General features: G+C 69.2%; 15 protein-coding genes. 7 read left to right on the top strand and 8 right to left on the bottom strand.

Annotation, left to right across the window (positions count from 1 at the left end):
* The first annotated feature begins 252 nt into the window (after positions 1 to 252).
* Genes OIE53_RS22815 through OIE53_RS22800 form a run of 4 tightly spaced genes read left to right on the top strand, consistent with a single transcriptional unit; the run spans position 253 to position 5,051 of the window.
* A complete protein-coding gene (locus OIE53_RS22815; RefSeq protein WP_327023543.1) occupies positions 253 to 2,706 on the top strand; it encodes a putative bifunctional diguanylate cyclase/phosphodiesterase in 2,454 nt (817 codons plus the stop codon).
* Positions 2,703 to 4,025, top strand: coding sequence for a glycosyltransferase 87 family protein (locus OIE53_RS22810; RefSeq protein WP_442791351.1), 1,323 nt, complete (start codon positions 2,703 to 2,705; stop codon positions 4,023 to 4,025). Before OIE53_RS22815 ends, OIE53_RS22810 begins: the two co-directional genes overlap by 4 nt.
* Entirely contained in the window at positions 4,022 to 4,654 is a 633-nt protein-coding gene (locus OIE53_RS22805; RefSeq protein WP_327023542.1) for a phosphoribosyltransferase, read from the top strand. The genes OIE53_RS22810 and OIE53_RS22805 overlap by 4 nt, the downstream gene beginning before the upstream one ends.
* Positions 4,655 to 4,676: 22 nt before the next feature.
* A complete protein-coding gene (locus OIE53_RS22800; RefSeq protein ID WP_327023541.1) occupies positions 4,677 to 5,051 on the top strand; it encodes a TFIIB-type zinc ribbon-containing protein in 375 nt (124 codons plus the stop codon).
* A 94-nt stretch (positions 5,052 to 5,145) separates the two neighbouring features.
* Here the strand turns inward: OIE53_RS22800 and OIE53_RS22795 are convergent, their stop codons facing one another.
* Entirely contained in the window at positions 5,146 to 8,985 is a 3,840-nt protein-coding gene (locus OIE53_RS22795) for a replicative DNA helicase (RefSeq protein ID WP_393339012.1), read from the bottom strand.
* Between the two features lie 550 nt (positions 8,986 to 9,535).
* Here OIE53_RS22795 and OIE53_RS22790 point away from each other — a divergent pair.
* Positions 9,536 to 11,197 carry a hypothetical protein gene (locus tag OIE53_RS22790; RefSeq protein WP_327023540.1) on the top strand — a complete coding sequence of 554 codons (1,662 nt, stop codon included), beginning with the start codon at positions 9,536 to 9,538 and terminating at the stop codon, positions 11,195 to 11,197.
* Positions 11,198 to 11,309: 112 nt separating this feature from the next.
* Here the strand turns inward: OIE53_RS22790 and rplI are convergent, their stop codons facing one another.
* The 4 genes from rplI to rpsF form a co-directional block, all read right to left on the bottom strand.
* Positions 11,310 to 11,756: a 50S ribosomal protein L9 gene (gene rplI, locus OIE53_RS22785; RefSeq protein ID WP_013736574.1), complete on the bottom strand. Its 447-nt coding sequence runs from the start codon at positions 11,754 to 11,756 to the stop codon at positions 11,310 to 11,312.
* Between the two features lie 14 nt (positions 11,757 to 11,770).
* A complete protein-coding gene (gene rpsR, locus OIE53_RS22780; RefSeq protein WP_007073789.1) occupies positions 11,771 to 12,010 on the bottom strand; it encodes a 30S ribosomal protein S18 in 240 nt (79 codons plus the stop codon).
* A 41-nt stretch (positions 12,011 to 12,051) separates the two neighbouring features.
* On the bottom strand, positions 12,052 to 12,582 hold the full coding sequence (locus OIE53_RS22775) for a single-stranded DNA-binding protein (RefSeq protein ID WP_327023539.1): 531 nt from the start codon (positions 12,580 to 12,582) through the stop codon (positions 12,052 to 12,054).
* 80 nt (positions 12,583 to 12,662) lie between these two features.
* A complete protein-coding gene (gene rpsF / locus OIE53_RS22770) occupies positions 12,663 to 12,953 on the bottom strand; it encodes a 30S ribosomal protein S6 (RefSeq protein ID WP_013736576.1) in 291 nt (96 codons plus the stop codon).
* 524 nt (positions 12,954 to 13,477) lie between these two features.
* Between rpsF and OIE53_RS22765 the strand changes: the two genes are divergently transcribed.
* On the top strand, positions 13,478 to 14,269 hold the full coding sequence (locus OIE53_RS22765) for a deoxyribonuclease IV (RefSeq protein ID WP_327023538.1): 792 nt from the start codon (positions 13,478 to 13,480) through the stop codon (positions 14,267 to 14,269).
* Complete coding sequence (locus tag OIE53_RS22760) at positions 14,266 to 16,644, top strand: hypothetical protein (protein ID WP_327023537.1); 2,379 nt, start codon at positions 14,266 to 14,268, stop codon at positions 16,642 to 16,644. Before OIE53_RS22765 ends, OIE53_RS22760 begins: the two co-directional genes overlap by 4 nt.
* Before the next feature lie 35 nt (positions 16,645 to 16,679).
* Here OIE53_RS22760 and OIE53_RS22755 read toward each other — a convergent pair whose 3' ends face one another.
* From OIE53_RS22755 to OIE53_RS22745, 3 genes are all read right to left on the bottom strand, one after another.
* Complete coding sequence (locus OIE53_RS22755) at positions 16,680 to 18,206, bottom strand: glycosyltransferase family 87 protein (RefSeq protein WP_327023536.1); 1,527 nt, start codon at positions 18,204 to 18,206, stop codon at positions 16,680 to 16,682.
* Between the two features lie 147 nt (positions 18,207 to 18,353).
* Entirely contained in the window at positions 18,354 to 21,221 is a 2,868-nt protein-coding gene (locus OIE53_RS22750) for a transglycosylase domain-containing protein (protein ID WP_327023535.1), read from the bottom strand.
* A gap of 196 nt (positions 21,222 to 21,417) precedes the next feature.
* A complete protein-coding gene (locus tag OIE53_RS22745) occupies positions 21,418 to 21,876 on the bottom strand; it encodes a DUF5318 family protein (RefSeq protein ID WP_327023534.1) in 459 nt (152 codons plus the stop codon).
* Positions 21,877 to 21,972: the final 96 nt, after the last annotated feature.

The following is a 21,972-nucleotide window of genomic DNA, read 5'->3' as shown; positions in this document are numbered from 1 at the left end:
CAATACGACATCTTTTGGTACCAACCGGGCCCAAGTCGCTCTAGATTCGGCAGCAGCACAAGCCGAATAGAGCTGGGGGTCGAAATGAACTCGCACGAATGGGCGTGAGTCCTGCTTCTCGATGAGAAGCAGGCGCAGTACGCTTGCGGAGCGCAGCCCCTCGGTGACGAATGGGGATGACGGTTGACTTCGCAAGACCGACAGACCGGGACCGATCGGCGGCTACGGCCGCTAGTCGGTCTCGTCGTCGTTATGGCCGCAATCGCCGGCGCCGTCTCGGTCGCCCACCTGCCCAACTACGGCGCCCTGAGGGCCACCCTCCTCTGGCCCGTACTGATCACCCTGGTGGCGCTCGGCTTCATCTTCAAGGTCCGGATCCGGATCCGCTCCACCAACCACCACATCGCCTGGACCGAGACGGCGATCGTGATCGGCCTGGTGGTGGCACCCCCGTCCGTGGTCATCCTCGCCACCGGCTTCGGCGTGGCGATCGCCACCACCCTGATCCGGCTCCCGCCGATCAAACAGTTCTTCGGCATCGGCAAGAACATGCTGGTCGCCACCGCCGCCAGCCTGGTCCTCCAGCTGTTCCAGTGGCCCCCGACGAACTCCGACATCGCCAGCACCATCGTCCCGCTGACGGCCGCCTACCTCGCCGCCGTACTGCTCGACGAGTTCGTCACCCTGCCGGTCATCGCGATGGCCACCGGCACCTCGCTGGGAAAGTTGTTCCGCGAGGACTGGGGCCTGCGGCTGGCCGCCACCGTCACCCGCCTGGTCGTCATCATCGGCACCGTCCTGATGATCAAGACCGACATCCGGATGCTCCTCGCCGTACCCCCGCTGGTCCTCTGCCTGCACCTGCTCTACCTGGCCCGGGTCCGCACCCGCACCGAGCAGCAGGCCTGGCAGCGCCTCGCCCAGACCACGGACGCCCTCAATGTCGTCAAGCTGGACGAGGTCCTCACCACCGCGGTCACCCGGGCCGCCGAACTCTTCTCCGCCGACGAGGTGGAGGTGGAACTCCGCGACGACGCCCGGCTGGTCCGGGGCAACAGCGAGGGGATCAGCTACGACGGCCCCACCACCGAGGCCCCCGCCACACCCGGCACGGTCGTGCCCGCACCCCTGGAGGGACACGACCGGTCCATCGATGTGGGTGAGCTGCGGCTGCGCTTCCGGGGCACCGTGCAGCTCAACGAACGGGAACGCTACACCCTGCGTACCTTCGCCTCGGCGCTGTGCACCGCGGTGCGCAACGCCCAGGCGTACGCCGAACTCGCCCGGGTGGCGCAGGCCCACGCCCACGCCGCCGCCCACGACGCGCTGACCGGGCTGGCCAATCGGCGGCAGCTGCTCGACGAAGGCAACAAACAACTGCACCAGCGGCACGCCGACGGGGTCACCGCCCTGGTCCTCATCGACCTCAACCACTTCAAGGAGGTCAACGACACCCTGGGGCACGCCGCCGGTGACCAGATGCTGATCCAGGTGGCCGAACGACTCCGCGCCGCAGCCAGCACAGGCGACCTGGTCGCCCGGCTCGGTGGCGACGAATTCGCCGTACTGCTGCGCACCCTGCCCGCCCCGGCGGTGGCCGCACCCCGGGCCGAGACCCTGCTGGCGGCGCTGCACGAACCCTTCCACATCGAAGGCCTCCAGATCAGTGTCGAGGCCAGCGGCGGTATCGCCGTCGCCCCGGCCGCCGGCGGGATGGTCGAATTGCTGCGCCGCGCCGATGTGGCGATGTACCAGGCCAAACGGGCCGGGCAACGGGTCGCCACCTACGCATCCGCCCGGGACACCGCCGACCTGGGTCGACTGGCCCTGGGCGGAGAACTGCCCCGCGCCGTCGCCGACCAGGAATTCATCGTCAACTTCCAGCCCATCGTCGACCTCGGCACCGGTGAGGTGATCGCCGCCGAGGCATTGGCCCGCTGGCGGCACCCCGCCCACGGCATGATCGACCCACTGCGGTTCCTGGAGACGGTCGAACGATCCGGGCTGCTCCCCGCCTTCGCCGAGGCGATCCTCGACCAGGCACTCATCGCCGCCGGCACCTGGCGCGACGCCGGCTTCGACGTACCGGTGGCGGTGAACGTCTCCCCCCGCAGCCTGCTGGACGCCCGATTCCCCGGAGCCGTGCTGGCCCGGCTGCGCGCCCACGACCTGCCCCCGGACCGGCTGATGCTGGAACTCACCGAAACCCTCACCCTCAGCCAACTCGACGTGGTCGACCAAGTCCTCACCCGGCTACGCGACTCCGGCGTACGCCTGGCGCTGGACGACTTCGGGACCGGCTACTCCTCCCTGTCCCTGCTCTCCCGGATTCCGGTCCACGAACTGAAGATCGACCGCAGCTTCGTCACCGCCATGGAATCCTCCACCGAAGCCGCCGCCATCGTCCGCTCCACTCTCGACCTCGGCCGAAGCCTCAATCTCGCCGTGGTCGCCGAAGGGGTGGAACGGGAGCCGCAGCGCCGCGCCCTCTGGGAACTCGGCTGCGTCGCCGGTCAGGGACACCTCTTCGCCCGCCCACTGGCCGCCGGGGCCCTGCTGGCCACCCTGCAACGCGGCACCGCCGGCCGTCCAGGTCACCTGGCGACCGCACTGCACGACGCCGGTGCGGTGGTCCGGCTGGCACCCGGACGCCGTCAGGGTGGTCGAGGGCGGCCACCAGCCGGCCTGACACACTCACCCGGGTGAGTACCGCCACCGCCATCCCCTCCCGCCTGAAATGGTGGCACCGTCTCGACTCCACCGGCGGAGGCCTCGGCCTGGACCTCGGCCTCTACGCCGTCTCCGCCGCCTTCACGGCAATCACCGCGGCAACCTCCACCCTGGTCACGCACCGACACTGGGGCGGCCTGGCCGCCCTCGGCTACCTGACCGCCGCCCTCCTGGCCACCGGCCAACTCCTGGTCCGTCGCCGGCGCCCCGACTCCGCCCTTGCCGGCGTGTCGGCCCGCTGGCTGGTCACCGGCCTGGCCTGGGCCACCACCGCACTGCTGCCGCTGACCTGGCAGAGCATCCAGCGGGCAGCCGGGCGCACCGACCGGGCGCAGGAGGAGGTGCTGGTCGTCGAGGACTCCGGTCGTCGCCTGCTGGAGACCGGCACCCCGTACCTGGGCCCCGACTCGATCGCCGCCCTGCCGCCGGGCGAACAACTGCTCGGCTACACCCCGTACCAGCCGGGCATGGCCCTGTTCGGGCTGCCCCGCGCGCTGCACGAAGCCTGGTGGACCGACACCCGGGTCTGGTTCGCCCTCGGCACCGCCCTGGCCCTGATCCTGGCCCTGCGTCTGCTGCTGCGGCCCACCCCCACCGGGCCGACGGGCGATCCGGCCACCCTGCTGCGTGCCGTGCAGGCCGCCACCGTACTCCCGGTCTGTGCCCTGACCCTGGCCACCGGCGGGGACGACCTGCCCGTCCTCGCCCTCTGCCTGCTGGCCCTGGCCTTCGCCGCCACCGCCCGACCCGGCTGGGCCGGCATCGCGGTCGGGGCGGCCGGCGCCCTCAAGCTGTTCGCCTGGCCGGTCGCCGCAGTGCTGGTCATCTGGGGCCTCACCCGACGTGCCGGCCTGCGAGTCGCTGCCGGCGCGTTCGGGCTGCCCGCCCTGGCCCTGCTACCCACCCTGCTGGTCGACCACGGAGCCCTCGTGGAGAACGTGCTGCGTTTCCCCCTCGGACACGGCCTGGTGGCCAGCCCCGCACAGTCACCCTTCCCCGGATACCTGATCGCGGCCAACGTACCGGCCGGTCGCCTCGTCGCCGCCGCGCTGCTGGTCGCGGCCGGCCTGGCCATCGCCGTCCGACTCGCCCGCCGCCCACCCCGCACCGCCCGCACCACCAGCCTGATCTGCGGGTACGGGCTACTCACGGCGATCCTGCTGATGCCCACCACCCGATTCGGCTACCTGCTGTACCCGATCGCATTCCTGGTCTGGGCCCTGGCACTGGACCCTCCCCGGATCCGGCAACCGGCGGACGAAGAGGCCCCACGAGGCGTACACCTGAGAACATGAGCACCTACCGCGACCGCAGCGACGCCGGTCGGGCACTCGCCGAGCGGCTCACCGCACTGACCGGCCGACCGGACGTCACCGTGCTCGGCCTGGTACGCGGCGGAGTGCCGGTCGCCCGGGTCGTCGCCGAACGCCTCGGCGCCCCGCTGGACGTGCTCGTGGTCCGCAAGCTCGGAATGCCCTGGGCACCCGAGGTGGCCTTCGGCGCCCTCGGCCCAGGTGGGGTACGAGTGCTCAACGACCCGGTCGCCCGCCAACTGAACGCCGACGACATCGCCGAGGTCCAACAACGGGAGCAGGCGGAACTCGACCGCCGGGAACAGCTCTACCGCGCCGGCCGCCCACCACTGGACCTGACCGGTCGTACGGCTCTGATCGTCGACGACGGCCTGGCCACCGGGGCGACCGCCCGAGCCGCCGTCCAGGTCGCCCGGCAACTCGGCGCCCGCCGGGTCGTCCTCGCCGTGCCGGTCGGCGCCCAGGAAGCCTGCGAGCTCCTCAACGCCGAGGCCGACGAGGCGATCTGCGCCCGGCGACCAGCCGACTTCGGTGCGGTCGGGGCCTACTACGACGACTTCCACGAGATTTCCGACGAGGAAGTCACCGAGGCGCTGACCGCCACCGCATGAGCCGACCAGGTACCTTCGATTCATGAGCCTGACCTGTCCCAAGTGCCGCGGAGACATGCGCCAGTACGAGCGCAGCGGCGTCGTCATCGACCAGTGCGGCGAGTGTCGGGGCATCTTCCTCGACCGCGGTGAGCTGGAGAAGCTGTTCGAGGCCGAGGCCAACTGGAACGCCCAGCAGACCCCGCCCGCGCCGCAGCCCACCCAGCGGGTCACCCCGCCGGGCGGTTACCCGCCGCCCCCGCCCGCCCCGCACCAGCCGGGCTACGGCGCGGTGCCCCCGCCCCCCGGCTATCCCGCGCCCGCCCCCATGTACGGCCAGGGGCAGCAGCACTACGGCTACCACGGGCACTACCGGCGTAAGAAGCGCAAGAGCTTCCTCGACGACATGTTCGGCTGAGCCAGCCCACGTCCTCCGCTCCGGTGCCGATCAGACGGCGCCGGAGCGGGGGCGCTGTAGGTAGGAAGTCCTGGCCGCCTCGACGGCCCGCAGGTCAGACGATGGCCATGTCCACAAAACGCGACAGGTGCAACTGAGCCGCCACCGTCACCGTGTCGGTCGGGCCATTTCTGTGCTTGGCAACAATGAAATCCGCCTCCCCCGCCCGTGGCGACTCCTTGTCGTAGTAGTCGTCACGATGCAAAAGGATGACAACGTCGGCATCCTGTTCGATCGAGTTGTGAACGGCAATTCCGTTGGCGACGAAATTGTGCGTACCCAGCACGGTCGCGTCAAAGACGTCCTGCTCGCCGATCGGTTCGATGGATACGATCTCGTCCCAGAAAATGTCGTTGGTGGCGTGCAGGTCGAGATCGACTGCGTCGAGCACCTGGGCGATGCTCGCCAGCCGTGAGCGGCTCGGTGATCTCTTCCACATCGCACTACCGCAAAACTGTGTGCCAACCGCCCTGGCAAACTCGCGATGGGTCATGCCCCGGTCAACGAGGATCTCGCGGACTCGTTCCCAGACCTCGCGGGGCACGGTGTCGACGTTCGTGTTGCTGTTCGTCAACTCCAAGGCAGCGAGCAACCGCCCACAGTTGATCGATCGATTTCCGTGCACACCAATCTCACGCAGGAACCGCAGTTGATCGTCCCGCCCAGAGACATCGAGCGTGTACTGAGTGCGGTAACGTGCCACCGGTACGGCCTTCAAACGCGCGGTAATGCCATACCGAAGCAACAGTCGAGAGACATCCTCAAGCAGTCGTCGACTCGTTGACGAGTAGTAGATTCGGCCACCGCGCCCGGACTTATTGACGTGAACGCACCCATCGGTGGCCCACAAATGCCGGACAAACAGCGTCACCTGTTCCTTGGGCAGGCTGAATACCTGCTGCGGCACGAACTTCTCGTGCGACCTGAGCCCGAAGAGACCGAAACCGTCAAGCCATTCAGCAATCGGATTGCGTCGGCCCCGGGCAAGCCGATAGGGAGCAGGTAGCCGCAGGGTGGTGACCCGAGCCGCCGGATAGTCATCCCGGACAGCCGTGACGCCGAAGTGCTTGGCCGCCTCGGCGACCGCCTGCAAGTTGGCTTCGTCAACGCTGGCATATCGCACCGGCTGACGCCGGACGAACGACCCGTCACCGAGCAGGTGAGCAAGCAGGATCACCTCCGGTTCAGCCATAGGTCGAACGCTCAACGGTGGCGGTAGGTGCCGAGGCGTGGCGAGACGCGTACCCGCGGTCAACTCAGCGAGCGGCATCCAGCCGGCGAAGGTGAGAAACGGGTGGTTGGCCGTCGCGTCGATCTCTTTGCCCGACGCCAGCTTCATCCGGAACACCGGTCGGCGTCCACTCGGGAAAACGTGCGTCATCGTGCGTGGGGTGTATCGCAGGCTTTCGTCCAGCGCCCAGACGGGCACATCTCTGGCCCCCTGCGCCAGAAGCTGACCGAGAGTGACTTCGGAGTTGTCGTCGGCGCGGATGAGTCGGGTCTCGGCCGTCAGGCAGCCCGATTCACGCAGGTCGGACAGCTGTGGCCGCTTGTCGGTGCGTTGCTCCGGGCCACGGTTCAGCTGGCTGACCGCGATGACCGGGCACTCGACCTCCTTGGCCAGCAGCTTCAGTCCCCGGGACAGGTCCGCGACCTCCTGCTGCCGGCTCTCGGTGCGCTTCGGTGAGGTCATCAGCTGGAGGTAGTCGACCACGATCAGCTTGAGGTCGTGTCGCTGCTTGAGGCGGCGGGCCTTGGCCCGGATCTCCATGAGGTTCATGCTGGGGGTGTCGTCCACGAACAGCGGAGCCTCGCTGATCTCGCCCATGCAACGGGCCAGCTTGGTCCAGTCGTCGTCGGAGAGCTGCCCGCTGCGCAGCACATGCAGAGGCACCCGGGCCTCGGCCGAGAGCAGTCGCATGACGATCTCGACCTTGCTCATTTCCAGCGAGAAGATGGCCGCTGCCTGATTCGCCCTGATGGCAGCATTCCGGGCGAAGTCCATGCTCGCGGTGCTGTTGTGAGTGGGAATCATCGACCGACCGGCCAGGTACAGATGGTCCTCGTTGTCGACCGTCACGCACCGCACCGGGACGCTCGGCACCGGGCGCACGTCCACGATGTAGCGGGACCGGGTACCCGCGCGACCGACCGCAGATCGGCGCGTCGCGTGCGACTCGCGCTTCCGGGTCAGCCGGAACACCTCGTCCGAGGTCGAGAAGTTCAGCGTGAAAGCCGTCGAGCTCTCGGGAGTGCGACCGCTGACTCGCCTACGGTTGATCGAGCATCGATAGCCCAGGCTGACGACGAGCTCGTACACGTCCGCGGCCATCCGCTCCGAGGTGGTGGTGTATTGGACGTGTCCGGCCGGCGCGACGGTACCGTCGGTGTCGAGCAGTCCGGCCAGCAACTGCCGTCGCTGCTCCTCCGATGCTCGGAGGTAGGGCTGCGGAATGTGCTTGTCGTTCAGGACACCGGCGGCTCGAAGCAGTCCGGTGATCGCGGTTCCGCTTCCCGGGGTGACCAGGAAGCCATCGGCTTCGACGTACTGGGCGATCTCCGGGTCCGCCGACGTGAACCGGGCACCTGCGGAGTGCCCGTCACCCAGCCACACCCCAAGGGTGTACGGGGGGATCGGCAGATCCTCGCGGGCCGGCAGGGACAGCGGCCGAGCATTGTCCACCGCGTGGTTCGCGCGCCCGTCAGCCGGATGCCGCAGGGTCGCGGCGATGTGCTCGGTGGTGACGGCCCGAGGGTGTGCCACCGTCGTCTCGCTGTTCATGAGCCGATTCACCCGGCTCAGGTGTGCGTCGAACAACGCGTGGGCGTTGTAGGCGTCAACCGTCCGACGCCAGGGCCTGCCGTTGCGGGAGTACTGACGTTCGACCGTGCCGGCGACCCCGACCTTGGCAGCCACGACGTGCAGGATGTTCCGGAACTCGGAGCCGGCGATCTCCACGGCCTCCCGGTAGGTGACGAGTCGGTCCGGGGCGGCGACGACGGCCCGGTGTACGGCTACCGCCTTGGCACGTGACGGAGCGTCCCACTGGTGACGCGGCCGGAGCTCGTTCTGTTGGCGGCGCGAGGCCCTGGTGGTCGTCGTCCACAGGTGCTCGGCATCGGCGACGATGACCGAACCGTCGGAGAACTCGACCTCGTAGCAGGGGCGACCGTGGCGGACCTCGAAGGCGTGCGTGACGGTGGTGGGTCGGCCGTCCGCACCGATCAGCTGATCGCCGACCTGCACCTCGCCCATCGTCGTCCAACCGGTCGGAGTCGGCAGGGGTGTGTCGAGGGCGAGTGCCTTTCCGAGACCAGGTCGGCCCGCCACGATGATCAATTGGCCGGCGTGCAGGCCGTTGAGCAGCCGGTCCAGGTCGGTGAAGCCGGTGGGTACCCCGGTCATCACCCCGCCCTGGGCGCCGACGGCCTCGATCTCGTCGAGGGTCGGCTGGAGCATGTCGGCGAGTACGGCGAAGTCCTCGCTCACCCGCCGCTCGGTGACGTCGTAGACGGCCTGCTGGGCCAGGTCGACGACGTCGTCGACATCTCGGCTACCGCCACTGGCGGTGCCGTAGCCGAGCTGGACGATGCGGGTACCCGCCTCCACGAGTCGCCGCAGCACGGCGCGCTCGCTGACGATCCGCGCGTAGTAGGCCGCGTTCGCGGCCGTGGGCACGCTGGCGATCAGGGTGTGCAGGTAGGGCGCACCACCGACGCGGGCCAGGTCACCGGAGTCCGCCAGGGCCGCCGCCACGGTGATCGCGTCGGCGGGCTCACCGCGGCCGTAGATCTCCAGAATGATGTCGAAGATGGTGGCGTGCACCGGCCGGTAGAAGTCGTTGGTCTTGAGGATCTCGACGACGTCGGCGATGGCGTCCTTGGACAGCAACATGCCGCCCAGAACGCATTGTTCAGCGGCGATGTCCTGTGGCGGGGTCTTGTCGAAGTGGCCGTCTGATTGCGGCGGGCCGGATGATGGACCGCCCCTGAACGGCTCTGTCCGCATGTCGTCGGTGACCGACACTGGCCCCCCTCCACTGCGTCGGTGCGGCTCCGGGCAGGCTCGCCCGGGGTACCACCAAGGTTGACGTCCGCGTCGATCGGGGGCCATCGGGCGGGCGGCTGGGGCCACCATACGGAACCCGAGGTCAGGCACTCAACCGCAGCGGTGGACGAGCCTCGGGACAACCTGTGGACACCGGTGGGCAGAGCTGTGCGCAGGTTGTGCACAGGGTGTGGATAACTGCTGAAGATCCCTCCACACTCCGCTTCTGACCTGCACAGACTTCATCCACAGCCTGTGGATACAAATTTCCGGGTAGGGCTTTGTCCCGATACTCCCGTAGGATCGGTGCCTACGGCTACACCTGGACAATCGGTGGCCTACGGCTACACCTGGACAGCGGATTGCACTTTCGGTTGAGAAGGGTCACGCTCCGGCCGTGAGTTACCGGGACTGGGCACGCGGGGAGGATGGCCCGCGTGAGCGACGGCCGACCGCGTCGTGGGCCGATCCCGTCGGTAGCGGTCCGGAGGACCCCTACGACTCCGCCGTCGAGCGTTACCGCACCCCTAGCCGCCGCCGGGCGATCGAGCGTGGACAGGACGAGCCGGCCGAGCCGTACCTGCCGCGATGGGCGCTGGAGTCGGGCGTACGCAGCGTGGACGGCGGCGGCCGGCACGCCGCCCCGGACGACGACGCCGACGACGAGGCCGGTCCCCGCGATGCGGGCAGTCGTCGTACCCCGGAGACCACCGGCCGTGGCCGGCGGGCCGCTCGTTCGGCGGAGCGTGACTTCCCGTTCGCCGCTCCGGAGTCCTCCTCGGATCACATCCGGGAGTGGCGGTTCGACCGACCCCAGGACGACGGGTACGTCGGCAGTCGGCGGGCGGCCGACGATGACCCGGTGTCCGGTGTGGCGCCGCGGAGCCGGCCCCGTCGGGCCCAGTCCCGGCACCGCCAGGTGACCTGGTCGGACCTGCCTGAGGAGAGTGAGCAGCCGGCCGGCTCAGAGCCGACCGCCACGGAGCCGGCGCGGCGTCGTCGTCGCGCCCCGGAGTCCGCTTCCGCCCCGGCGGTGGATCCGTGGGAGCGGGCGGCGGAGCCGTGGGAGCGCCGGGCCAGATCGGAAGGCGTACGGCCTGCGGTCGATCCCTGGGACGCTTCCGGTCTGCATGCCTGGCACCAGTCTGCCGAGGCCGGTATCCGGGGGGAGCCGACTTCCGCCGACCCATGGGACGCCGACAGCACCAATCAGTGGCTGCGGACCTCCGGCTCGGATCAGTGGCTTGAGCCGGACCAGACGGGTCAGTGGCTTCAGCCGGACCAGACAGGTCAGTGGGAGGGTGCGGCGGCCGAGACCGACCAGTGGGATCGGCGGCGTGGCGGGACCCGGTGGGAAGGGTATTCCGGGCCGGATCAGTGGGACCGTACGCAGCCTCCGGGTTCGCGAGCCACCTCGGGTGCCGGGCAGTGGTCCTGGGCTGAGCCAGAGCCGGAGCCGGCGCAGGAGGGTTTCTGGCCGGGCACCCGGTTGGCCGGTGACGATCCGCGTTGGGTGGAGGCTAGTGCTTCGGCACCGAGATCGCCGGTCGTCGGGTACACCGCGCCTCGTCCGCGTACGGCTGCCCGGCGGCGCCCGGTCGCGGCGCCTGCGCCTCGGCAGACAGGTATGGCCTCGGTACGGCGGCGCATCGAGGCGGTCGGTGCCGGCGGGTGGAGCCGGCGGCTGGAAGACGACCTGCTGGACCCGGATCCCGGGGCGCCCTGGTTGCCGCTGCTCTACACCGCGGGCTGCTATCTGCTACCCGCAGTGGTGATCTTCATCTGGCTGCTGACCTTGGATGGTGCGCCGCCCACGGGCTGTGTGACCGACATCAGCGGCGGGGGTTGCGAGTCGCCACGGGCCCGGGCCTTCGGAGCGATGGTGGCGGGAACCCCCCGCTTCGGACTGGCGTTGGTGAGCAGTCTGGTGGTCGCCATGTTGTTGCGGCGGGTCGGTACCACCTGGAAGCCGACGACGGTGGCGCTAGCGGCGGCGGTGGTCGGTGGCGGCCTCTCCACGGTGTTGATCAGCGCGGTGACCGGCCAGCCCATCGGCTGAGGGGCCGCCGCACCGGCGGACCCGGGCTTGCCTCGCGCCGCCGATGGTGCGCTCAACGTGACCGGGCCTGCACCATGCTGGTGCAGGCCCGGTCAGTTGCCGTCTTGCGGGGTCAGCCCTGCACGACGTTGAGGTTGAACGTGGCGGTCACCTCGGGGTGCAGCTTGATCCGCACCGGGTGCGACCCGATCGACTTGATGTGACCGGACACCTCCAGCCGACGACGGTCGAGCGACGGGCCGCCGGCCGCCTTGACGGCGTCGACGATCTCGGCCGGGGTGACCGAGCCGAACAGCCGACCGCCCTCGCCGGCGCGGGCCTTGAGGTTGACCTTGAGTGCCTCGAGCTGGCCCTTGACCTCGTTGGCGTGGCCGAGGTCGCGGATCTCCCGGGCCGAGCGGGCCCGCTTGATCAGGGTGACCTGCTTCTCGGCGCCCTTGGTCCAGGCGATCGCGAAGCCCTGCGGGAGGAGGTAGTTACGGCCGTAGCCGTTCTTGACCTCCACGATGTCGCCCGGGGCGCCGAGCCCGGACACTTCCTGAGTCAGGATGATCTTCATGTCGGCACCTCCTCTCAGCGGGCCGTCGCCGTGTACGGCAGCAACGCCATCTCACGGGCGTTCTTGACCGCGCGGGCGATCTGCCGCTGCTGCTGCGAGGTGACGCCGGTCACCCGCCGAGCGCGGATCTTGCCGCGGTCGGAGATGAACTTGCGCAGCAGCGCGGTGTCCTTGTAATCGATGTAGGTGATCCCGTCCTTGTCGAGCGGGTTCACCTTCTTCTTCGGCTTGCGCAGTGCCGCAGCCTTCGCCATTGCTCTTGCTCCTGGTTTACGATCACGGGCGCTCGGCGCCATTAGAACGGTGGCTCCTCATCGAAGTTGCCGCCACCCGAACGTGAGGGTGCCGGTGCGGCCGAAGCCCAGGGGTCGTCGAAGTTGCCTCCGCCGCCGCCCTGGCCACCACCACCGCCGCCGCCGAAGCCGCCGCCACCGCCACCGGAGCGGGACATCTTCTGCACCTTCGCCGTGGCGTAGCGCAGGGATGGGCCGATCTCGTCGACCTCCAGCTCGATGACGGTGCGCTTCTCGCCCTCGCGGGTCTCGTAGGACCGCTGACGCAGCCGGCCCGACACGATCACGCGGGCGCCGCGCTGAAGCGACTCCGCCACGTGCTCCGCGGCCTGACGCCAGACGGTGCACGAGAGGAACAGCGGCTCGCCGTCCTTCCACTCGCCGGAGGCCTTGTCCATGAACCGGGGCGTCGAAGCGACCCGGAACTTGGCGACCGCGGCCCCGGAGGGGGTGAACCGCAACTCGGGGTCATCGGTCAGGTTGCCGATGACCGTGATGGTGGTGTCTCCTGCCATGACCATCTCCTCGCGCACTCATACGTATGCCGTACAGGTTCTCAGAACCCTCCGACAGCACGGATGAGGCTGATCCGGGTGGGGGCTGGGTGGATTGCTTAGCGCATCTCCGGCCGGATGACCTTGGTGCGCAGCACGGACTCGTTGAGCCGGAGCTGACGGTCCAGCTCCGCCACGGCCTCCGGCGTCGCCTGAAGATCGACGACGGCGTAGATGCCTTCGGCCTTCTTGTTGATCTCGTACGCGAGGCGCCGGCGGCCCCACACGTCGGTCTTCTCCACCGAGCCACCCGCGGTCCGGATCACGTTCAGGTACGTGTCGAGCGACGGGGCGACGGTGCGCTCCTCGAGGCTGGGGTCGAGGATCACCATGATCTCGTAATGACGCAAGACTTACTCACCTCCTGTGGGCTATGCGGCCACGGTCCTTCCGTGGCAGGAGGTCGTGCGTCGTGGCCCGCCCCGACCAGGGGAACCCGATGCGGGAGCGGACAACCTGACCAGAATACCCGGCCCAGACGATCACCAGCCGCGAGGTGACCGTGCACAGCGAGCCGGGGGTCCGGGTCGACGTCGCTGTCGACCCGGACCCCCGGTTCAGATGACCGCGAGGCGCCTCGTCCGCATTCCTTGGGTGGGACCTGGGGAGGAACGACCACACCGATGAGGTTGGACCGGAGACGCCCCGCGGAGCTTTATCATGTTGTTATCTGACGTTATCGCTGAAGTCAGTGCTTCGCGGGCGAAATCCCAGAATTACCGACAAATTCCTCTACCGCCGGTCGTCGATGCTCGCCACCGACCAGATTGCAGTTGTCGACATCCACCGGGATCAACGACTCCGGTCAGCCACGGTGACGCGATCCGGTGGTGGGTCACCATGCCTGTCAGGTACGCGACGTAGGCTCCCCTGCATGCGTATCGGAGCCCACGTCGATCCGACCGACCCGCTGGCGGAGGCGACTGCCCGAGCGGCCGACGCCGTGCAGTTCTTCCTCGCCGACCCCCAGGGTTGGAAGGCGCCACAGCCGCGTGACGATGCGGAGCGGCTGCGCACCGCCGAGGTCGAGGTCTATGTGCACGCGCCGTACGTCATCAACGTCGCCACCGGCAACAACCGCATCCGGATTCCCAGCCGCAAGCTGCTGCTCGCCCACGCCAAGGCGGCGACGGCCATCGGCGCCAAGGGCCTGGTGGTGCACGGTGGGCATGTCAACGCCGGTGACGACCCGCAGACCGGCTTCGACAACTGGCGCAAGGCCCTGGCCTACGCCCAGGAGGCGGGCGGCTTCGGGCTGCCGGTGCTGATCGAGAACACCGCCGGCGGCGAGAACGCCTGCGCTCGACGGCTCGATGCCCTGGCCCGGTTGTGGGACGCCGTCGGTGACCACGAGGTCGGCTTCTGCCTCGACACCTGCCACGCCCACGCCGGTGGCGAGGAACTCCTCGACCTGGTGGATCGGGTCAAGGCCATCACCGGGCGGATCGACCTGGTGCACGCCAACAACTCCAAGGACGGCTTCGGGTCCGGTCGGGACCGTCACGACAACCTGCGCGGCGGGACGATCGATCCGCAACTGCTGGTGGCCGTGATCCGGGCCGCCGGAGCCCCGGTCATCGTGGAGACCCCGGGCGGCACCACCGGGCAGAGCGAGGACATCGCCTTCCTGCGTACCCAGCTCGACCCGGAGACGGCGGTGCGATGACGACGGACCAGTCCCCCTCCGGCAGCCCACGGCCGACCGCCGGTGACGATCCGCTCCGCAGAGATCCCGCCGAGGGGCGGCCCGACACCGAGTCGGTAGCGGATACGTCGACCTCCGGCGGCGAGAAGCCGGCCCAGGTCGACCCGGACCCGAAGCAGCCGAAGTCCGATCGCACCGCAGCGCAGCCCGCCAACGGCAACGGCCGCAAGCCTGCCGACAAGTCGGGCGAGGCGAAGACGGGCAAGGGCGCCAGCCCCACGGCTTCCTCCGACGCCGGTGCGAAGAAGGCCTCGGGGCAGCCGGCCGGCAGCACGGACCAGGCCGGCACGAGCAACGAGTCGACCCCCGGTGCGGCCAGGAAACCAGGACCCGGTGACAGCGCGGAGCCGCCGACCGGCAGGGGCAAGAAGCCGACCGACGACGGCAGGAAGCCGGCAACCGGCAAGGGCAAGAAGCCGACCGGCGACGGCAGGAAGCCCGCAACCGGCAAGGACAAGCCCGAAGACGACGCGGCCAGCAAGGACAAGAAGCCCGAGGACGATGCGGGCAGGAAGCCGGGGACCGACGAGGGTACGAGCGACGGCAAGGACAAGGCCGAGGACGAGGACCCGTGGGCCGCGTTCGGGCCCGCCCCCGAACCGAGGCCGAGATGGTACGGGCGGCTGGCCCGCCGGTCCGGTCGGCTCCTGATCCACGAGTGGACCCTGGCCGTACTCGGCTCTCTGGCGTTGGCCGTGCTGATGACCTGGCCGACCCTGCGCTATCCCCGTCACACCCTGCCCCACGACTACTGGGACCCGAGCCTGCAGGCCTGGCAGATGGCCTGGTCGGGGCAGGCCCTGCGCACCGACCCGGCCCAACTGTGGCACTCCAACGCCTTCTTCCCGGAGCGGTGGAGTTTCGCCTTCTCCGACACCCTGCTCGGCTACGCGCCGGCTGGGCTGATCGGTAGCGGGCCCGAGGACGCCCTCCTCCGGTACAACATCATGTTCGTGCTGGCCCACGCGCTGGCCACCTTCGGTGCGTACGTGCTGGCGCGTCAGCTCGGTGCGGGCCGGATCGGTTCCGCGGTGGCCGGGGTCAGCTACGCCTACGCCCCCTGGCTGTTGTCCCAGGCGGGACACCTGCACGTCATCTCCAACGGAGGCATTCCGTTGGCCCTGGCCATGCTGGCCCGGGGGCACGGTTGGTCACTGCGGCACGGCTACCGACCCGAACGCCGGCATGAGGGCTGGGTCTACACCGGCTGGTTGGTCGCCGCCTGGCAGTTGAGCCTGGGCTTCGGCATCGGCCTGCCGTTCGCGTACGTCCTCGCGGGCACGGTCCTCGTGGCCCTGCTGATCTGGTTCGCCAAGCGGATCTTCTGGCGGGTCAAGCGACCCTTCGGTCAGCGGCTGTTCGCGGCCGACCTGATCGGCGGGCTGATCTTCGCCGGGGTCGGTGTGCTGCTGGCCATGCCCTACTTCACGGTGGCGCAACTGCATCCCAACGCCGAGCGCAGCATCGACGACATCGCCGCCTTCTCGCCGCCGGCCAGCAGCTTCGTCACCGCCCCGGGGGAGTCCCGCATCTGGGGTGGGCTGCACGAGGGGGCCCGGGCCATCCTGCCGTGGCATCCGGAGATGACCCTGCTGCCCGGCTTCGCGCTCTACGCGCTGGCCCTCGGTGGCCTGTTCTTCTCGATCTGGACCATCCGGCAACGGCTGTTCCTGCTGGCCGGGGTCCTGGTGGCGATGATCCTGTCGATGGGCACCCGGTTCTTCGGCGGCGACTTCACCTACGGACCCCTGTTCGAGTACCTGCCCGGCTGGAACGGCATCCGTACCCCCGGTCGGCTGATGCTCTGGGCCACCCTGCTGCTCGGGTTGCTGGCGGCGGGCGCGGTGAGCGCCTTCTCGCAGCGGGTGCGGGAGGTCTACGCCGAGCGGATCCCGTCCTGGCCCAGCCCGTGGCTGCGGCTGGCCACCCTGCTTCCGTTGCTGCTGGTCATAGTCGAGGGCACGAACACCACCCCGCATCCGGTGGTGCCGAAGCAGCCGGCCGCCATGCGGACCGTCGACGGCCCGTTGCTGGTGCTGCCCAGCAGCCAGAACCACGACCAGCCGGTGATGCTGTGGTCCACCACCCGGTTCCAGGACGTCGTCAACGGCGGCAGCGGGTTCACCCCTCGCCAGCTCAACGACGTCCGCCAGGTGACCATGACCTTCCCTGACCAGACCAGCGTCGACTACCTGCGCACCCTAGGCGTACAGAATGTGCTGGTGCTGCGCGAGGAGATCGCCGGTACGCCGTGGGAGGTCAGTGTCGACGCGCCCCTGGACGGGTTGGACATCACCCGCGAGGAGATGGGCTCGGTCGTCCTGTTCCGGCTCTGAGGCTCCGGGGCACCCCGGCGGGGTGCCCCGGACGCTCAGGTCGTCGGGACCGGGGTGGGCGTCACGGCCGCCGGGGCCTCTCGACGCTGGCGAAAGCGGTCGAGCCAGGGCGCGTCCGGGGTGCCGTCGAGGAGACCTCCGTCGGGGTCGTCGGCGTAGTTGCGGCGTACGGCGTCCTGCTCGGGGTGCAGGATCTCCCGGACCACGAGTACGCAGAGGGCCACCACGGTGCCCAGGCGCAGGCTGGCGGCCAGCACGAACACCCCTTCCGGGATGACCGGGGTGCTGGTCGCGGAGCCGAGCAGTTGGCCGTAGAAGGCGACGAAGTAGCCGACCTCGGCGATCTGCCAGGCGATGAAGGCTCCCCACTTGGGTCGGGCCAGCACCAGCAGCGGCAGCAGCCAGAGCACGAACTGCTGCGACCAGACCTTGCTGAAGATGAGGAAGGCGGCTACCACCAGGAAGGCGAGTTGGGCCAGGCGGGGCCGGCGCGGTGCGAGCAGGCCCAGGGCGCCGATGGCCAGACAGGCCAGCCCGAACAGCGCGTACGACAGGTAGTTCAGGGTGGGGATGTTCGCGTCCAGCCACTGGAAGGGGCCGATGGCGGCCGGGTCGCCGAACTTGCCGTCCAGGTAGCGGGCGATGTACCAGAGGGTTCCCCAGTCGATCGGGCGCTCGGTGTTCAGTTCGAAGAACCGGTTCCAGTTCTCCCGGTACGGAATCGCCGCCGGGAGGTTGACCAGCACCACCGTCACCGCCGCAGTGATGATGGGCACCACGGCGGCCCACACCCGGTTGGCGCGGATGGCCAGCACCAGAATCGGCCCCAGGATGAACAGCGGCCACATCTTCGCCGCACCACCCAGCCCTATCAGCACTCCGGACAGGGCCGCGAGTATCAGCCCGGAGCGGCCGTCGCGGGTACGCGCCCAGACCAGCAATCCCAGGGCGGCCAGGCCGATGGCCAGGAAGTCCCAGTTGACGGTGGCGGTGAGCAGCAGCGCGGGGGAGAGCGCGAACAGCGCCGCGTCCCAGGGTCGTCGGCGGCGCAGCGACAGCAGCACCATGACGGTGGCCAGCGCCAGGGCACCGAGCACGAGTGCGTTGAGGTTGTAGAACCACTGCCCCTGGTTGATCTCCGGGTTGCCTTCACCGGCGGCGTGCACCGGCAGCCCCAGGGCACCCATGAAGTACCCGGTCAGCACGGGGTACTCGACGGGGTGGTCCCGGTAGGGCACGGCGCCTTCGTTGAGTCGTTCGGCGTAGTAGAGCGCCAGCACGTCGGTGTAGCAGAACCGGGTGTACTGCTCGTTGTCCGTCCAGGCACCGTCCTGGCAGGGTGACTTCTGCACCCAGTGCAGGACGAGGGTCAGGCAGGTCAGCGCCAGGACGATCCGTACCGCGTTCCAGAACCGCCCGCCGCGTTGGCGGTCGCGGCTGACGGCGTGGTCACCCAGCGGACCGCCGATCAGGCCGGACAGCCCGCGAACGAAGCCGTCGGAGCGGGACGGGTGGTCGATGGCATCAGGTTCATCGATGCCCGGCGTCGACTTCGTGCTCATGACCGTGCATCCTGCCGTATCAGTTGCCCGGGTAGAAGCCGAAACCGCCCCGACATCACAGATCGCCGTCCGGCCGCCGGTATGACCCTTGCCGGAAACCGCCGTGGGCGGCCGGACAGGTGTCCGGCCGCCCACGGGTCGAGATGCCTAATCCCGATCTGTCGATCTCGTTGGTGGCAGCAGCCCGCCACCCCCACCACCCGGTCGGGTGTCGCCAGGGCCCCCGGGCAGGGGGTTGGTCGGGGTGCCACCGTTGTTGTCCCGGCCGCCGCCCCGGTTGTCGCCGCCGCCGTTGTTGCCCCCGCCCAGCCGGCAGAGGAAGTCCGTCGGCTCGCAGTCGGGCTCCTCGTTCTCCGGAGGGGCGGGCCGGATGCCGTTGCCGGCCTCCTCGTCTCCGATGCCGGTGATGCTGGGCAGGTCGGAGGGTTCGTACCCCTTGAGGGCCTGCTCCATGTACCGCTTCCACAGCTGGGCGGGCAGGCTGCCACCGCTGATGTTGCGGCCGTTCCCGTCGACGATGGCCCGCTTCTTGGTGTCGCGGCTACCGATCCACACCGCCGTGGCGACGTTCTTGTCGTAGCCGACCATCCAGGCGTCCTGGTTCTTGCCGGTGTCGCCGAGCTGCCAGGTACCGGTCTTGCCGGCCAGGGGACGGTTCTGCACGCTGGCGTTGTTCTTGCCCGGGATCTCCTTGAGCACGGCGGTCACCTCATCGGCGACCTCCGGACGGATCACCTGCTGCGGCTTGAGCTTTTCGCCGGTGCCCGGCACCTTGTCCCACTTACCGGTTGCCTTGTTCAGCTTCTCCACCGTCCGCACGAAGTGCGCCTTGTTGTACTTGCCGCCGTTGGCGAGGGTGGCTAGACCGTTGGCGTGGTCCAGCACGGTGATCCCGTACTGGCCGTAGGCGACCACCCGGTCGAAGTGCTTCGGCGCGAGGTCCTCCGGCTTGTTCTTCATCAGGTCGAAGGGCTTCGACTTGTCGTCCCACATCGTGCGGACGCCGGCCCGTCGGGCCATGTCGACGATCTTGTCCGCACCGATCTTGTCCGCGATGTGGAAGAACGGCACGTTGTACGACTGGATCGTCGACTGCTCCAACGAGCACCACTTGTCACACTGCCCGCGCAGGTCACGGTTGGCGTTGCCGATCTGATCCTTGTAGCCCTCCGGCTTGAACGGCGTGGCGTCCCAGTGCGACTTGACCGAGATGCCGGCGTCGACGGCCGCCGCCAGGGTGTAGACCTTGAACGTCGAGCCCGGCGGGTGGCCGCCGACCAGGTTGCCGTTCTGGTCGGTGTTCATGCCCGCGTAGTCATAGTCCGCGCCGCTGTTGCCGCCGTAGTAGGCCAGCACCCGGCCGGTCTTCGGGTCGACGGAGACCACCGCCGGCATGAGGTTCTCCGGCTGGTCGGCCAGGAAGGTGCCCTTACGGCCGACCTGGGCGACTTCCTCCAGTGCCTTCTGCATCTTCGGGTCGATGGTGGTGGTGATCCGGTAACCGCCTTCGCGCAGCTCGTTCACGCAGGTCGGCTTGCCCTCTTCACCGCTCTCGGTGCAGATGCCCCACTCGGCCATCTCCTTGCGGACGTAGTTGATGACGTTGCCGCGCGGGGAGGCCACACCGAAGCCGTTGTCCTTCTTGACCTTCTGAACCTTCGGGTACTCGGTCGGGCGCTCGGGCTTGCCCGGCACACCCAGCCAGCCCTCGTCGACCATGCCGTTGATCACGTACTCCCAACGGATCTTGGCTTCGGTCGGGTTGACCTCCGGGTCGAACCCCTTGTGGCCGGCGCTGGCCACGGGCTGCTTGATCAGGGCGGCGAGCACCGCTGCCTGCGCCACGTTCAGCTTCTTGGCGGTGGTGTTGAAGTAGGTCTGCGCCGCCGCCTCGATGCCGTACGCCCCGCGACCGAAGTAGATCACGTTGAGGTAGTTCTCCATGATCTCGTCTTTGGTGAACTGGTCGTTCAGCTTTGAGGCGAGGATCGCCTCCTTGACCTTCCGGGAGTAGCTGACGTCCTGGAGGTTCTCGTAGGCGTTGCGGGCGTACTGCTGGGTGATCGTCGAGGCACCCTGCTTCTCGCCGCCGGAGAGGTTGTTCCAGGCGGCCCGGGCGATGCCCTTGTAGTCCACACCCGAGTGCCGGTAGAAGTTCCGGTCCTCGGCGGCGGCGACAGCGTCGCGTACGTGCTGGGGGATGTTCTCGATGGTGACGAAGGTGCGGTTCTCGTTGCCGAGCTTGGCCACCAGGGTCTTGCCGTCCTTGGCATAGACCGTGGTGGACAGCGGCAGCGGGATCTCCTTGGGCAGCACCACGTTCGTCGAGTAGTAGGTGAACCCGACGACACCGATGCCGGCCAGCATGATGAAGACCGCGAAGCTGGCGATCAGCAGATTCATCCGCTTGCGCCGACGGGCTCGGGCACCCGCCTTCGGGTCGCGCCCACCCCGTCCGGGACCGCCGGGTCCGCCCGGACCACCGGGACCGCCTGGCCCACCCGGGCCGCCCGGTCCACCGGGGCCACCGACGCTGGCCCGCGCCACCGCGGCCCGACCGCCCACCGAGGCCGAACCGACACTCGCCCGCCCGGCCGGGGCCGCGCCCACGGCGGCGGCTCCTACCGAGGCCCGGCCCGCCGGCCCGCCGTGCGCCGGCGAGACCGGCACGGAGGCCCGACCGGCCCTACCCGGCGCCGGTGAGACCGGCACGGAGGCCCGACCACCGGGAGCGGGTGAGACCGGCACGGAGGCCCGACCCGATCCAGCACGACCGACCGAGGCCGAACCGGTGGGTCGACCCGGCGGCGGTACGCTCGCCGAGCCGCCGACCGAGGCTCGCCCACCGACCGAGGCACGAGCCGACGGGGCCGCGCCCTCAGGTCCGGTCGACCAGTTGACTCCACGCGGGTCACCACTCGGGCCCCGGTACGCGTCGTCCGCCTGCCCCGGGTCGTCCTGGCCCGGTATCCGGGCCCGGCCACGCGAGGAGCTGGGATCACCGTACGAGTTCATTCCTCACACCCTGCCGTCGCAGTGGGGCGCTGTCGCGCCGCCACCGGTTTGCCGTGAGATGCGACACCCGCGCGCACGGCACGGGGGTGCCGTGGAGTGGGTATCAGATCCGAATCATTCGGACCATTCGCACTTATGAGCTGTCGGTGACCCCGGCCAGTTATCTCACGGCCGGGGCCGGCCGATCGCGCTCGAATCACCGTTGGGCCTCTCGCCTTCGCCGAGCATTCGCGCCAGCAGCAGCGGCGGCTACCCCACCGGCCGCTTCCTGCTCCGCCTCGCTGTCGGTCAGTCCGTCCCGCCCGAGCAGGTACTGCTCCACCAGATGGTTCCAGTCACAGCCGAGGCACACCTCCACCACGAACACCTGGAACTCACGCAGCGTCATCGCCAACATCGACAACTCGGCCACCGTCCGGGCCTGGCCGGCGGACTGCTTGAGTTCGTCGCCGTAAATGTAGTGGACGAGGGTGAGGTTCTCGCTTCGGCAGATCGGACACCGCTGGTCGGTGGGCTCGCCGTGGAACCGAGCCGCGTTCTTCAGGTACGGAGAGGCGTCGCACAGGTCGTAGGTGCCGACCCGACCGGCGACGAGTTCACGCAGCAGCGCTCGCCTCCGGAGCGAGTAGTCGACCACCTGCCGCTGCGTACGCATGCGGCAAAGGGTACGCGGTCTCGTCAGACGAGGCGACCACCGTCACGATCTGTGATCAGCACACCTCGGATACGAGGGTTTACCGGAGGGGGTTTG

Origin of the sequence: Micromonospora sp. NBC_01739, from assembly GCF_035920385.1 — a bacterium.
Classification (GTDB): Bacteria; Actinomycetota; Actinomycetes; order Mycobacteriales; family Micromonosporaceae; genus Micromonospora.
This window is presented reverse-complemented; position numbering and strand designations above follow the sequence as displayed.

Excerpts from the sequence above, each read along its gene's own strand:
- OIE53_RS22795 (WP_393339012.1), bottom strand. The coding sequence starts at position 8,985 with ATGTTGCTGTCCAAGGACGCCATCGCCGACGTCGTCGAGATCCTCAAG.
- rpsR (WP_007073789.1), bottom strand. The coding sequence starts at position 12,010 with ATGGCGAAGGCTGCGGCACTGCGCAAGCCGAAGAAGAAGGTGAACCCG.
- rplI (WP_013736574.1), bottom strand. The coding sequence starts at position 11,756 with ATGAAGATCATCCTGACTCAGGAAGTGTCCGGGCTCGGCGCCCCGGGC.
- OIE53_RS22760 (WP_327023537.1), top strand. The coding sequence starts at position 14,266 with ATGACGACGGACCAGTCCCCCTCCGGCAGCCCACGGCCGACCGCCGGT.
- OIE53_RS22750 (WP_327023535.1), bottom strand. The coding sequence starts at position 21,221 with ATGAACTCGTACGGTGATCCCAGCTCCTCGCGTGGCCGGGCCCGGATA.
- OIE53_RS22765 (WP_327023538.1), top strand. The coding sequence starts at position 13,478 with ATGCGTATCGGAGCCCACGTCGATCCGACCGACCCGCTGGCGGAGGCG.
- OIE53_RS22800 (WP_327023541.1), top strand. The coding sequence starts at position 4,677 with ATGAGCCTGACCTGTCCCAAGTGCCGCGGAGACATGCGCCAGTACGAG.
- OIE53_RS22805 (WP_327023542.1), top strand. The coding sequence starts at position 4,022 with ATGAGCACCTACCGCGACCGCAGCGACGCCGGTCGGGCACTCGCCGAG.
- OIE53_RS22755 (WP_327023536.1), bottom strand. The coding sequence starts at position 18,206 with ATGAGCACGAAGTCGACGCCGGGCATCGATGAACCTGATGCCATCGAC.
- OIE53_RS22815 (WP_327023543.1), top strand. The coding sequence starts at position 253 with ATGGCCGCAATCGCCGGCGCCGTCTCGGTCGCCCACCTGCCCAACTAC.
- OIE53_RS22745 (WP_327023534.1), bottom strand. The coding sequence starts at position 21,876 with ATGCGTACGCAGCGGCAGGTGGTCGACTACTCGCTCCGGAGGCGAGCG.